Annotated in this window: 9 protein-coding genes and 1 pseudogene; 5 read left to right on the top strand and 5 right to left on the bottom strand. The window is 69.9% G+C overall.

Going from position 1 to position 12,631, the window contains the following annotated elements:
- Positions 1-9 precede the first annotated feature (9 nt).
- The 5 genes and pseudogenes from ACR68M_RS16895 to ACR68M_RS16875 form a co-directional block, all read right to left on the bottom strand.
- Positions 10-909 (bottom strand): metal-dependent hydrolase, encoded by a 900-nt coding sequence (locus ACR68M_RS16895; RefSeq protein ID WP_441251336.1) that lies wholly within the window; start codon positions 907-909, stop codon positions 10-12.
- A 76-nt stretch (positions 910-985) separates the two neighbouring features.
- A complete protein-coding gene (locus ACR68M_RS16890) occupies positions 986-1,885 on the bottom strand; it encodes a Yip1 family protein (protein WP_441251335.1) in 900 nt (299 codons plus the stop codon).
- Between the two features lie 200 nt (positions 1,886-2,085).
- Positions 2,086-3,150: pseudogene (locus ACR68M_RS16885) on the bottom strand (sugar phosphate nucleotidyltransferase); the annotation flags it as partial.
- 186 nt (positions 3,151-3,336) lie between these two features.
- Positions 3,337-4,515: a LamG domain-containing protein gene (locus ACR68M_RS16880; protein WP_441251334.1), complete on the bottom strand. Its 1,179-nt coding sequence runs from the start codon at positions 4,513-4,515 to the stop codon at positions 3,337-3,339.
- 103 nt (positions 4,516-4,618) lie between these two features.
- Complete coding sequence (locus ACR68M_RS16875) at positions 4,619-6,829, bottom strand: 4Fe-4S dicluster domain-containing protein (RefSeq protein ID WP_441251333.1); 2,211 nt, start codon at positions 6,827-6,829, stop codon at positions 4,619-4,621.
- A gap of 311 nt (positions 6,830-7,140) precedes the next feature.
- Here ACR68M_RS16875 and dnaK point away from each other — a divergent pair, with 311 nt between their 5' ends.
- The 5 genes from dnaK (at position 7,141) to ACR68M_RS16850 (ending at position 12,510) form a co-directional block, all read left to right on the top strand.
- The gene (gene dnaK / locus ACR68M_RS16870; RefSeq protein WP_441251332.1) at positions 7,141-8,979 is read left to right on the top strand and encodes a molecular chaperone DnaK; all 1,839 of its coding nucleotides are present in this window, start codon (positions 7,141-7,143) and stop codon (positions 8,977-8,979) included.
- Complete coding sequence (gene grpE / locus ACR68M_RS16865) at positions 8,976-9,587, top strand: nucleotide exchange factor GrpE (RefSeq protein ID WP_441251331.1); 612 nt, start codon at positions 8,976-8,978, stop codon at positions 9,585-9,587. Before dnaK ends, grpE begins: the two co-directional genes overlap by 4 nt.
- 90 nt (positions 9,588-9,677) lie before the next feature.
- Complete coding sequence (gene dnaJ / locus ACR68M_RS16860; protein ID WP_441251330.1) at positions 9,678-10,814, top strand: molecular chaperone DnaJ; 1,137 nt, start codon at positions 9,678-9,680, stop codon at positions 10,812-10,814.
- 13 nt (positions 10,815-10,827) lie between these two features.
- Complete coding sequence (locus tag ACR68M_RS16855) at positions 10,828-11,313, top strand: heat shock protein transcriptional repressor HspR (protein WP_441251329.1); 486 nt, start codon at positions 10,828-10,830, stop codon at positions 11,311-11,313.
- Between the two features lie 330 nt (positions 11,314-11,643).
- Positions 11,644-12,510: a helix-turn-helix domain-containing protein gene (locus ACR68M_RS16850; protein ID WP_441251328.1), complete on the top strand. Its 867-nt coding sequence runs from the start codon at positions 11,644-11,646 to the stop codon at positions 12,508-12,510.
- The last annotated feature ends 121 nt before the right edge of the window (positions 12,511-12,631 follow it).

Below are 12,631 nucleotides of genomic sequence, written 5' to 3'. Positions count from 1 at the left end.
GAGCCGGGATCAGGGCTTCGGGCGGGTGACGGCGGTCAGCTCGCTGCCGTCCTCCGAGAGCTGCAACTCCGTACGCAGCTCGACGAGTTCACCGAGGTGGTGGAGGTGGGTGCCGCCGCAGAAGATCTCGGCGGCGCCGCCCGGGACGGCGGGGAGTTCGCAGCGCCAGCGGCGGCGGGCCGTCAGCTCGGGGCCGGGCACGTCGATCCGGACGGCGGCGTCGGCGGCGACCCACTCGGCGAGCTTGGCATTCACCACGGAGGTGAGGGCGGGCAGGGCGTCGGCGAGGGCCGGGAAGTCCTCCGTGGCCTCGACCGTGAAGCCCTTCTTCCGGAGCGACTTGCCGAGGCGGTAGACATCCGTGCTGGCCTCGGTGTCCATCACCGACGTGGCCATCGCGAGGCTGTCGAAGTCGGGGTTGCCGAACGCGTCGGCGCGGCCCGGGTCCTTGCGCCAGCGCGGGGCGAGCGCCTCGTTCAGGGCCAGCGCGAGCAGGTGGCAGCCGCTGTGCGCGGCGGAGAGCAGGGCCCGCCGCTCCGCGTCGACCCGCAGCTCGGCGACCAGCCCGACCGCTCCGGCCGGCTCCGCCGCCAGCACGTGCAGCACCAGCCAGGACCACTCCTCGTCGCCCCGTCGCACCGGGATGTCGGCGCCGACGAGCACGGTGGGGTCCGAGGGGCCGACGGCGCCGGTCAGGCAGTCCACCACCGGGTACTCGACGCCGCCGACGGTCAGGGTGCCGAGGTCGGCGGGCTGGTCGGGCCAGGTGTGGTCGAGCGGGTGGAAGGGCGTCGCCTCGGTGACCACGGCGTACCGGCCGTCGGCCAGCGGGTAGACGGCCAGCACGGGCGACTCGCCGGTCACCGCCCCGGCGGGGAAGCTGACGTGGGTGGTGGGGAGGAGGGTCATCCGGTGAACTCCGTGCACAAGAGCGGTCAGGGCTGTCCCAGATGCTGGAACACCCCCACCCTAGACCGGCCGGGTCTCAGCCCAGGGTCGGAAGCTTGATCAGCACCAGCAGCGCGAGCAGTTGCACCGCCGCCGCACCGGCCGCCTTGCCCCACGGCAGGTCGTGCACCCGCTTCACCATCATGGTCAGCAGAACCGCGCAGAACAGCCAGGTGGCCCACCCGAGGGCCTGCACCACGGTGTTTCCGGCGGGCAGGAAGAGCGCGAGCAGCAGGCGCGGGGCGTCCGTCATCCAGCCGATCAGCACGGCCAGGCCGATCGTCGACTGCCAGGGCCCGTCGCCGCCGAACTGCCGCGCGAGCCCGTACGTCACGGCGCCGAGCATCGCCCCGGCGAGGGTGAAGACGACGGCCGCGCCCAGGATCGACCAGACGGCGGTGGCGAAGGTCGAGTTCACGACCTCGCTCTGGGTCAGGCCGATGCCGAGCACCGCGAGTGCGCCGTAGAGCAGCGAGACGACCAGTGCGGGCAGCCAGACCTGGTGATCGCGGGTCAGGTCGAAGGTGCGGGCCGGCTCCCGGTAGATGCCGGTGAGCAGCGCCTTCCAGGGCAGCCGGGGCCCGGTCGCGCGCGGCGTGGACTGGCCGCCGGCCCGGTAGACGGTGACGTTGTCCTGGACAGGCGCGGCAGCCTCAGCCGCTGCGTCGTACCCCTCGTACCCCTCGTACCCGTCGCCGACCGTGAACGCCCGCGTGCTTCCGGGCTGGTCGGCCCCGTACGGGTCGCCCTGCGGAGCTCCGTACGGCCCGCCGTGAGGCCCGCCATAGGGCCCATCGGGAGCCCCGCCCGGCGCTCCACCGTTCGCCGTGAAGTACTCGGGCTCCCCCGACGGGCCGTGCCCGCCACCGGGAGCCGCTGACCACCCCTGACGGGGGTCAGCGGCTCCCTGACCGTTGTCGTATCCGTTGCCAGCCACGATCCGAAGGTACCGGGTGGGGCCGACGCCGCGCTGGCCCGGCACCGCACCGGCGCACGTTTGAAGCACGCCCGTGACAGGAGCCGACGAACCAGCGCCCGAGCCGGCGCCCCGAGTCAGCGCTGGGCGCCCACCGCGGGCCCGTGCACGACCGCCGCCGCCGACTCCCCTGCGGGGCAGCCGCCGGGGCCGGCCGTGGTGCGGACGGCGCCGACCGGCAGCAGCGTGCCGCAGGCGATCCGGATGCCGGCCGGCAGCTCGTTGTCGGCCTCGACGATCGCGCCGTCGCCGATCACGGCGCCGTCCAGCGAGGTGCGGGCGCCGATCACGGCGTACGCGCCGACGATCGAGTCCTTGACGAAGGTGTTCTCGCCGATCACGGCGCCGGGCAGGATGACGCTGCCCTCGACGATCGCGCCGGCCTCGATCACCGCGTCCTCGGAGACGACCGTGCCGGAGCTGAGCACGGCGCCCTGGTGCACCTCGGCGCCGGGGAGCAGCAGCGCCTCACCCGTCGGGCCAGGGACGGCGGGCGAGTCGACCTTGCCGAGCACGAGGTCGGCGGAGCCGCGCACGAAGGCGCCCGGGGTGCCGAGGTCGAGCCAGTACGAGGTGTCGACCACGCCGCGCAGCAGGGCGCCGGTGGCGAGCAGCTCGGGGAAGGTCTCGCGCTCGACGGAGACCTCGCGGCCGGTCGGGATGCGGTCGATCACCGACCGGGTGAAGACGTAGCACCCGGCGTTGATCTGGTCCGTGATGATCTGCTCGGGCGTCTCGGGCTTCTCCAGGAACTCCAGCACCCGCCCGTCCGCGTCGGTCGGTACGAGACCGAAGGCGCGCGGGTCCTCGACCCGGGTGAGGTGCAGGGTGACGTCCGCGCCCGCGGCGACGTGGCTGTCCCGCAGGGCGGCGATGTCCAGCCCGGAGAGGATGTCGCCGTTGAAGACGAGCACGGGCTCGTCGGCGGCGCAGGTGAGTCCGGAGGCGGCGTTGCGGATGGCCCCGCCGGTGCCGAGCGGCTCGCGCTCGGTGAGGTAGACCAGCTCGATGCCGTACGGGCTGCCGTCCTTGAAGTGGTCCTCGAACACCTCGGCGAGGTACGAGGTGGCCAGCACCACCCGGGTGACCCCGGCTGCGGCCGCGCGGGCCAGCTGGTGCGCGATGAACGGCACTCCGGCGACGGGCAGCATGGGCTTCGGTGTGTGGGTGGTCAGCGGACGCAGGCGTGTGCCCTTACCACCGACCAGCATGATTGCCTGGGTCATGGTCTGCGCTTCTCCCCTTGCTGATCGCCGGCAGACCCGCACAGCGCGGATCCAGCGCCTACTGTATTTCCTTCCAAAGCGCAGACATTCCAGCGGCAGCTTGATCAGTATCACTCGGACGGTCCGTGCACCCCCGCACGTGTACCGCGCTCACCGCCCGACGGCTGCTCGGCGGCTGCTCGGCGGCTACGGCAGCAGCCACCCCGCGAGCGGCGAGACCCCGGCGGACACGCCCCCGCTACCGCCGAGTTGGGCGATCCGGGAGGCCGGCAGCGCCTGGTCCCACACCTGGGCGTTGGAGATCGCGCCGTCCCAGCTGTCGCTCCAGGCGGACTTGTACCTGACCCGGCCGATCTGCAGCGGGCCGGTGGTCTGCCAGATCCCGGTGACCGCGGTGGTCTGGGCGAGTTCGCCGTTGACGTAGAGCGAGATCTTCTTCGCGGCGGCGTCGTAGACGCCGGTGAGCAGCGTCCACTGGCCGGTGGTGGCGGGGCCCTTGGAGAACGCCTGGTAGGTGGTGTTGTCCTGGCCGCCGGCCGCGGTCTGCACCTTGAAGACCCACTGGTCGTGGCCGGTCCAGTAGTCCCGGCCGAGGTCGAAGGAGTAGTAGCTGTCGCTGCCCTGACTGATCACCGAACGGCCGCCCGTGGGGGCGTTGTTGCGGACCATCGCGGAGACGGTGAAGCTCCGGCCGGTGTTCACCACGGGCGAGCCGGTCTGCCCGTACGTGCCGGGGTTGCTGTTGAGGATCAGCGTCGGGCCGCTGTGCCCCTCGGTCTGGCCGACCACCGACCCGGGGGTCAACGACACCGGGTAGTGGCCGCTGCGGTCGTCCAGCCGTGCCGGGCCCGCAGGGGCTGCCGGAGCCGCCGGCGAACCGGGAGCGGCGGCGGAGGCCCCTGGGGCTCCGCCGGGCGCCTTGGCGCTGCTCGCGGTCTTCCCGGGGGTGCTGCTGGGGGTGCTGCTGGGGGTGCTGCTGGGCGTACCCGAGGCCGACGCGGACTCCGAGGGGGAGGCGGAGCCCGAGGCGGAAGCCGACTCGGACGGCGGCGGGCTCGAAGGGCCGACGGGCGCGAGCGGCAGGGGGGACGCGGCGGTTTCGGCCACCTTCCGGTCGCCGCCCGGCTTCTGCACGGCGATCACGGCCGCACCACCGCCGACGACGAGCAGCAGGCCCAGCACGGCGCCGCCGATCTTCAGCGTCCGGCGGCGCCGGTCCTCCTGCTGGCTCCGCAGGGCGAGTGCCTCCCAGTCCGGCGCGATGCTCACCGGCGGCAGGTACGCGGGCTGCGGCCCGCCTGGGCCGGTGCTGCCCCAACCCGTGCTGGTGGTGCCGTGCGCCGGTATTCCCCCGTCATCGTTCATGGGCCGAAATGCTAGGCCATGACGGTCCGTTGACCACCGGCGGGAACGCCGCCGCCCCGCCCGCCTTCTCGGCGGACGGGGCGGGACGGCCGGGTCTACGGCATCAGGCCTCGACGGGCTCCGGCTCGGCCGGCTGCGCCTTGACCGAGTCGAGCAGCAGCTGCGCGACGTCGACGACCTTCAGGTGCTCCTTGGCCGCGCCCTCGTTCTTCTTGCCGTTGACGGAGTCGGAGAGCATCACCAGGCAGAACGGGCAGGCGGTGGAGACGATGTCGGGGTTGAGCGACAGCGCCTCGTCCACGCGCTCGGTGTTGATGCGCTTGCCGATCCGCTCCTCCATCCACATCCGCGCGCCACCGGCGCCGCAGCAGAAGCCGCGCTCCTTGTGACGGTGCATCTCCTGCTGGCGCAGGCCAGGGACCTTGTCCATGATCTCGCGCGGCGGGCTGTAGACCTTGTTGTGCCGGCCCAGGTAGCACGGGTCGTGGTAGGTGATCAGACCCTCGACCGGGTTGACCGGGATCAGCTTGCCCTCGTCGATCAGGTGCTGGAGCAGCTGGGTGTGGTGGATGACCTCGAAGTGCCCGCCGAGCTGCGGGTACTCGTTGGCGAGGGTGTTGAAGCAGTGCGGGCAGGTGGCGACGATCCGCTTGGTCGGGGCGTCCTCCAGCGCGGCGTTCAGCGTCTCGACGTTCTGCGCGCCGAGCATCTGGAAGAGGAACTCGTTGCCCAGGCGGCGCGGGGAGTCACCCGAGCAGGTCTCCTCCTTGCCGAGGATCGCGAACTTGACGCCCGCGGTGTGCAGCAGCTCGGCGAAGGCCTTGGTGGTCTTCTTGGCCCGGTCCTCCAGCGCGCCGGCACAGCCGACCCAGTAGAGGTACTCGACCTCGGCCGGCTCGATGTCCTGACCGATGACCGGCACCTCGATGCCGGTCTCCTTCTTGAGCTCCTTGACCCAGTCGAGGCGCGCCTTGGTGGCCATGCCCCACGGGTTGCCCTTGTTCTCAAGGTTCTTGAGCATCGTCCCGGCCTCGGTCGGGAAGGAGCTCTCGATCATGACCTGGTAGCGGCGCATGTCGACGATGTGGTCGATGTGCTCGATGTCGACCGGGCACTGCTCGACGCAGGCGCCGCAGCTGGTGCAGGACCAGAGCACGTCCGGGTCGATGACGCCGTTCTCCTCGGCGGTGCCGATCAGCGGGCGCTCGGCCTCGGCCAGCGCCGCCGCCGGGACGTCCTTCAGCTGCTCCGGGGTGGCGATCTCGTTGCCCTCGGCGTCCTTGCCGCCGCCGGCGAGCAGGTACGGCGCCTTGGCGAAGGCGTGCTCGCGCAGGCTCATGATGAGCAGCTTCGGCGAGAGCGGCTTGCCGGTGTTCCAGGCGGGGCACTGCGACTGGCAGCGACCGCACTCGGTGCAGGTGGAGAAGTCGAGGATGCCCTTCCAGGCGAAGTGCTCGACCTGGGAGACGCCGAAGACGGCGTCCTCCGCCGGGTCCTCGAAGTCGATCGGGGCGCCGCCGCTGGTCATCGGGCGGAGCGCGCCGAGCGCGACGCCGCCGTTCTCCTCGCGCTTGAAGAAGATGTTGAAGAAGGCCAGGAAGCGGTGCCAGGCGACACCCATCGAGGGGTTGAGGCCGATGGTGGTGGCCCAGGCGAAGGAGACCGAGATCTTCACCATCGCCACGAAGTAGATCAGGTTCGTGATGGCGGGGTGCGAGAGGTTGCGGAAGGCGCAGACCAGCGGGTACGAGACCAGGTACGTGGCGTCGTACGCACCGACGTCCTCCAGCGCTCCCTCCAGGCCGCGCAGCAGCATGATGCAGACGCCGATGCCGAGGATCGTGTACTCGACGTAGAAGGCCTGCCAGGCGATCGAGCCGGCGAAGCGGGACTTGCGGCCGGCCCTGGAGGGCAGGCTGAGCAGTCGGATCACCATCAGGGTGGCGATGCCCAGCACGGTGAAGGTGCCGACGAACTCGACGAAGAGTTCGTACGGCAGCCAGCCGCCGATGACCGGCAGCTTGAAGTTCACGTCGAAGAGCTGCCCGAAGGCGTTGACGATGGTGAGGAAGAGGCTGAAGAAGCCGACCGCGACGAACCAGTGCGCGACGCCGACGATGCCCCACTGGTTCATCCGGGTGTGGCCGAGGAACTCGACGGCCACGGTCTTCGTGCGCTGCACCGGGTTGCCGGTCCGGGTGGTGTCCGGCTGGCCGGTCTTCACCACCTGGTAGATGTACATGCCCGCACGGGTGGCGAGCGCGATGCCGATCACTGTGATGACCAGCGAGATGACGATCGCTGCTAGCTGCATCGGCTCTCTGTCTCCTGCGGGCTGAGGGGCAAGGGATACAAGGGTTCGGTCAATAGTACTCGCCGGTAACTTACTGAGCCGACTCGGGGCGGACATTACCGCCCGTTAACACGCGTCCAGAAGACGCGCAGGGTATGGCGGCAGTCACTTAGGGCACGCTCACCCGCATGGCCCAACCGGCCCGTCACCGCACCTCCACACATAAGCGCGCAGTAAAGTTGCGCCGACCAGACTCATAGCTGTTGACGACCTCGCGGCCGTCATGCATGCTTGAGCCTGTAAAGCTCAACTTCTCTGTGGAGGTATCTACGATGGCACGCGCGGTCGGTATCGACCTCGGTACGACGAACTCGGTCGTCAGCGTTCTCGAAGGTGGCGAGCCCACCGTCATCACGAACGCCGAGGGCGCCCGGACCACGCCGTCCGTCGTCGCCTTCGCCAAGAACGGCGAGGTGCTCGTCGGCGAGGTCGCCAAGCGCCAGGCGGTCACCAACGTCGACCGGACGATCCGTTCGGTCAAGCGCCACATGGGTACGGGTTGGAAGATCAACCTGGATGGCAAGGACTTCAACCCCCAGCAGATCAGCGCCTTCATCCTGCAGAAGCTGAAGCGCGACGCCGAGGCGTACCTGGGCGAGACGGTGACCGACGCGGTCATCACCGTCCCCGCGTACTTCTCCGACTCCGAGCGCCAGGCGACGAAGGAGGCCGGTGAGATCGCGGGCCTCAACGTCCTGCGCATCGTCAACGAGCCGACCGCCGCCGCGCTGGCCTACGGCCTGGACAAGGACGACCAGACGATCCTGGTCTTCGACCTCGGCGGTGGCACCTTCGACGTGTCGCTGCTCGAGATCGGCGACGGCGTCGTCGAGGTCAAGGCCACCAACGGTGACAACCACCTCGGTGGTGACGACTGGGACCAGAAGGTCGTCGACCACCTGGTGAAGGTCTTCCACTCCGGCCACGGCGTCGACCTCTCCAAGGACAAGATGGCGCTCCAGCGCCTGCGCGAGGCGGCCGAGAAGGCCAAGATCGAGCTGTCCTCGTCCTCCGAGACCTCGATCAACCTGCCCTACATCACGGCCTCCGCCGAGGGCCCGCTGCACCTGGACGAGAAGCTCACCCGCGCCCAGTTCCAGCAGCTCACCGCCGACCTGCTGGAGCGCTGCAAGACGCCGTTCCACAACGTGATCAAGGACGCGGGCATCAACCTGTCCGAGATCGACCACGTGGTCCTGGTCGGTGGCTCCACCCGCATGCCGGCCGTCGCCGAGCTCGTCAAGGAGCTGACCGGTGGCCAGGACGCCAACAAGGGCGTGAACCCGGACGAGGTCGTCGCCATCGGCGCCGCCCTGCAGGCCGGTGTCCTGAAGGGCGAGGTCAAGGACGTCCTGCTGCTCGACGTCACCCCGCTGTCCCTGGGTATCGAGACCAAGGGCGGCATCATGACCAAGCTGATCGAGCGCAACACCACGATCCCGACCAAGCGGTCCGAGATCTTCACGACGGCCGAGGACAACCAGCCGTCCGTGCAGATCCAGGTCTACCAGGGCGAGCGCGAGATCGCGGCGTACAACAAGAAGCTCGGCATGTTCGAGCTGACCGGCCTGCCGCCGGCCCCCCGCGGCCTGCCCCAGATCGAGGTCACCTTCGACATCGACGCCAACGGCATCATGCACGTCGGCGCGAAGGACCTCGGCACCGGCAAGGAGCAGCGGATGACCGTCACCGGTGGCTCCGCGCTGCCGAAGGACGACATCGAGCGCATGATGCGCGAGGCCGAGCAGTACGCGGAGGAGGACCACAAGCGCCGCGAGGCCGTGGAGACCCGCAACCAGGGCGAGCAGCTCGTCTACTCGACCGAGAAGTTCATCGCGGACAACTCCGACAAGCTCCCGGAGGACGTCAAGACCGAGGTCGAGACGGCCATCACCGAGCTCAAGGAGACCCTGAAGGGCGAGGACATCGCGGCCATCCGCGAGGCGACCGAGAAGGTCTCCACCACCGCCCAGAAGCTCGGCGCCGCGCTCTACGCGAACGCCGACGCGGCCGCCCCCGCCGGTGACGCCCCGCAGGACGCCAAGGCCGAGGACGACGTCGTGGACGCCGAGATCGTCGACGACGAGAAGCCGAAGGGCGGCAAGGCATGACGGAGAAGCCGCAGGGCGACAAGCCCGGCGACGACTCCGCCGAAGAGGCCGTCCTGAAGGCCGCCGAAGAGGCGGTCTCGGGCGGAGCCTCGGAGGAGCTCGCCGCCGCGCAGCGTGAGGTGGCCGAACGTACGGCCGACTTGCAGCGCCTTCAGGCCGAGTACCAGAACTACCGCAAGCGGGTCGAGCGCGACCGGCTGACGGTCCGTGAGATCGCCGTCTCCAACATCCTGGAGGCGTTGATCCCGGTGCTGGACGACATCGGCCGGGCCCGCGAGCACGGCGAGGTTACGGGCGGTTTCAAGTCGGTCTCCGACAACCTGGAGACGGTCGTCGCCAAGCTGGGCCTCCAGCAGTTCGGCAAGGAGGGCGAGCCCTTCGACCCGACGCTGCACGAGGCGCTGATGCACAGCTACTCCTCGGAGGTCACCGAGGACACCTGTGTCCAGATCCTCCAGCCGGGCTACCGGATCGGCGAGCGGATCATCCGCCCGGCGATGGTGGCCGTGGCCGAGCCGCAGCCGGGCACCCAGACCACGGGCGCCCCGGACGCGGAGAAGCCCGGCAAGTCGTCAGGCGACAAGGCTGACGGCGCAGCCGAAAGCTGACAATCTGTGCGCTGCGGAGTCGTACGTCGTCGAGTACGGCGGACGGCTCCGCAGCGTCGTATCTAAAGACTTCGGGAGGTTGCGGCAGCCATGAGCGCCAAGGACTACGTGGAGAAGGACTACTACAAGGTCCTCGGTGTGCCCAAGGACGCCACCACCGCCGAGATCAAGAAGACGTACCGGAAGCTGGCCCGCGAGTTCCACCCGGACGCCAACAAGGGTGACACCAAGGCCGAGGACCGCTTCAAGGACATCTCCGAGGCGTACGACGTCCTCTCGGACGACAAGCGCCGCAAGGAGTACGACGAGGCGCGCAGCCTCTTCGGCTCGGGCGGGTACCGGCCGGGCGGGGCGGGCAGCACCGGCAACTTCGACTTCGGTGACCTCTTCACCGGCTCGCAGGGCGGCGGCATCGGCGACGTCTTCGGCGGGCTGTTCAACCGGGGCGGGCGCCAGCCCCAGCCGCGCCGGGGCGCCGACGTCGAGACCGAGGTGACACTCTCCTTCGAGGAGGCGGTGGACGGCGCGACCGTCCCGCTGCGGATGACCAGCCAGGCACCCTGCCGAGTCTGCTCGGGCACCGGCGCCAAGGCCGGCACCACCCCGCGGGTCTGCCCGACCTGCGTCGGAGCCGGCACCGTCAGCCGGGGCCAGGGCGCCTTCGCGCTCTCCGAGCCCTGCCGGGACTGCAAGGGCCGCGGCATGCTCGTCGACGACCCGTGCACCGTCTGCCACGGCAGCGGCCGGGCCAGCTCCGCCCGCACCATGCAGGTCCGCATCCCGGCCGGGGTGCAGGCCGACCAACGCATCCGGCTCAAGGGCAAGGGCGCCCAGGGCGAGCGCGGCGGCCAGCCCGGCGACCTCTACGTCACCGTGCACGTCGACCCGCACCCGGTCTTCGGCCGCAAGGGCGACAACCTGACGGTCACCGTGCCGGTGTCCTTCCCCGAAGCGGCGCTGGGCGGCACCATCGAGGTGCCCACCCTGGCCGGCCCGCCGGTCAAGCTCCGCCTCCCGGCCGGCAGCGCCAACGGACTCACCCTGCGGGCCCGGGGCAAGGGTGCCACCCGCAAGGACGGCACCCGCGGCGACCTGCTGGTCACCGTGGAGGTCGCGGTCCCGAAGCTCGTCGAGGGCGACGCGCTGACGGCCCTGGAGCAGTACCGCGAGGCCACTGCCTCGGACGACCCGCGAGCCGCCCTCTTCCGGGCGACGGAGGGAGCGTGACCCGATGAACCCGATGAACCATGACCCCATCGGCCCCGGCCTCGGCGAAGGCCTCCCGGGCAACCGCCGCCCACCCCGCAACGCCTACCAGCTCACCGAAGAAACCCCGGTCTACGTCATCTCGGTGGCCGCCGAGCTCTCCGGCCTGCACCCGCAGACCCTCCGCCAGTACGACCGCCTCGGCCTGGTCTCCCCCGACCGCACCGCAGGCCGCGGCCGCCGCTACTCGGCCCGGGACATCCAGCAGCTCCGCGAGGTCCAGCGGCTGTCCCAGGACGAGGGCATCAACCTGGCCGGCATCAAGCGCATCATCGAGCTGGAGAACCAGGTCGCCGCCCTCCAGTCCCGCATCACCGAACTGGCCGACTCCCTGGACACCGCCGCCAGCGCCCTCCAGCAGCGCGAGGCCGCCGTCCACGCCTCCTACCGCCGCGACCTGGTCCCGTACCAGCAGGTCCAGCAGTCCAGCGCCCTGGTCGTCTGGCACCCGAAGCGGTAGCCCGGCAAACGACCGGAAGCCGTCGGTACCCCTCGACCGGGGGGTGCCGACGGCGCAGTCTTTGGTGAGAGAGTTCGGCGAGGGGAAAGTCGACCTCCCCGCGAAAACGTCATCGAGTCCATCGTCCTGCAATGATCTGCAGCCTAGAATTCTGACGAAACAGAACCTGGACCTGTCCGGGTCGACGACAAGGAGCCGCAGATGAGTGGACGAGCTCAGCTCGGTGCCACTGCGGGTGGGGCGCCCATCCTCTCCGCAGAGGCTCGGGCTCTGTATCTGAATGTCGTCAAGGATGGTGGGCGCCTACCTCGTCACACCGACCCGACCGGCATGGACAGCTCCCTTGCCGAGTTGGTGGACATCGGGCTTCTCGTCCCCGACTCCGACGAGCCGGGTTCCCTTGTCGCTGTCGACCCCACCCAACTCGCATCCAGCCTGAGCAGTGCATGGCAACGGCAGGCGCTCGACCTGCTCTCCCGTGCGGTGTCGCTCCCCACCGACCTGCAGGAGCTCGCGCTGGCGTTTCACCCTCAGGAACAGACCGGCGGATGCATCGAGTACGTCCGCGGGAAAGTTCTCATCAATCAGAAGCTGCAACAATGCATATCCGCCGGAATGGAAGAGGCGCTGGCCTTGCAGCCGGGCGGACCCCGCCCGCCCGAGCTGCTGGACTCCATGGTCGAGCGGGATCTGGACACTCTCCGCCGCGGCACAACAATGCGAACCATTTACCATGCCAGCACGCGGTACCACCAGCCGACCAGGGATTACGTGGCAACCCTCGCGAAGGCCGGGGGCCAGTACCGGACTCTCGACGAGCCCTACACCCGACTGATCGTCATCGACCGGCGAATTGCCGTCATACCGGTCGCGGACGACATGAGCCTCGCTGCATTCATCCACGAGCCGGCGATCGCCCACTACCTGGCAGAAGAGGTCTTCGAGCCCAGCTGGGGCCGCGCCCTCGGTTTCGACGGCGACCGTTCGGTGCCTCAGCAGGTGGTCTCCCGGCTCCGCCAGACGATCATCGACCTGCTCCTCGCGGGAACCAACCACCGCGTCATCGCACGGCGCCTGGGCATCAGCGAGCGAACCCTGGCGCGGCACATCGCCGAAATGCGCGAGGACTACAACGTCGACTCGCTATTCCAGCTGGGATACGTCCTCGCGCGAGCCTCGGAGAGCCCCTCCGAATAAGCGCGGTATCTCGGTGATCCATGGCACTCCCGGCATCCCCGGAGCGATGCGGCTCACTCCCGAGGACTCAAATCCCCTGTCCGGGCGCCACGGTCACCACACCTGCCACGCAGGCTTATGC

Source organism: Kitasatospora sp. McL0602, assembly GCF_052076145.1.
Lineage (GTDB): Bacteria > Actinomycetota > Actinomycetes > Streptomycetales > Streptomycetaceae > Kitasatospora.
This window is presented reverse-complemented; position numbering and strand designations above follow the sequence as displayed.

Excerpts from the sequence above, each read along its gene's own strand:
- ACR68M_RS16895 (WP_441251336.1), bottom strand. The coding sequence starts at position 909 with ATGACCCTCCTCCCCACCACCCACGTCAGCTTCCCCGCCGGGGCGGTG.
- ACR68M_RS16880 (WP_441251334.1), bottom strand. The coding sequence starts at position 4,515 with ATGAACGATGACGGGGGAATACCGGCGCACGGCACCACCAGCACGGGT.
- ACR68M_RS16875 (WP_441251333.1), bottom strand. The coding sequence starts at position 6,829 with ATGCAGCTAGCAGCGATCGTCATCTCGCTGGTCATCACAGTGATCGGC.
- dnaK (WP_441251332.1), top strand. The coding sequence starts at position 7,141 with ATGGCACGCGCGGTCGGTATCGACCTCGGTACGACGAACTCGGTCGTC.
- grpE (WP_441251331.1), top strand. The coding sequence starts at position 8,976 with ATGACGGAGAAGCCGCAGGGCGACAAGCCCGGCGACGACTCCGCCGAA.
- dnaJ (WP_441251330.1), top strand. The coding sequence starts at position 9,678 with ATGAGCGCCAAGGACTACGTGGAGAAGGACTACTACAAGGTCCTCGGT.
- ACR68M_RS16855 (WP_441251329.1), top strand. The coding sequence starts at position 10,828 with ATGAACCATGACCCCATCGGCCCCGGCCTCGGCGAAGGCCTCCCGGGC.
- ACR68M_RS16850 (WP_441251328.1), top strand. The coding sequence starts at position 11,644 with ATGGACAGCTCCCTTGCCGAGTTGGTGGACATCGGGCTTCTCGTCCCC.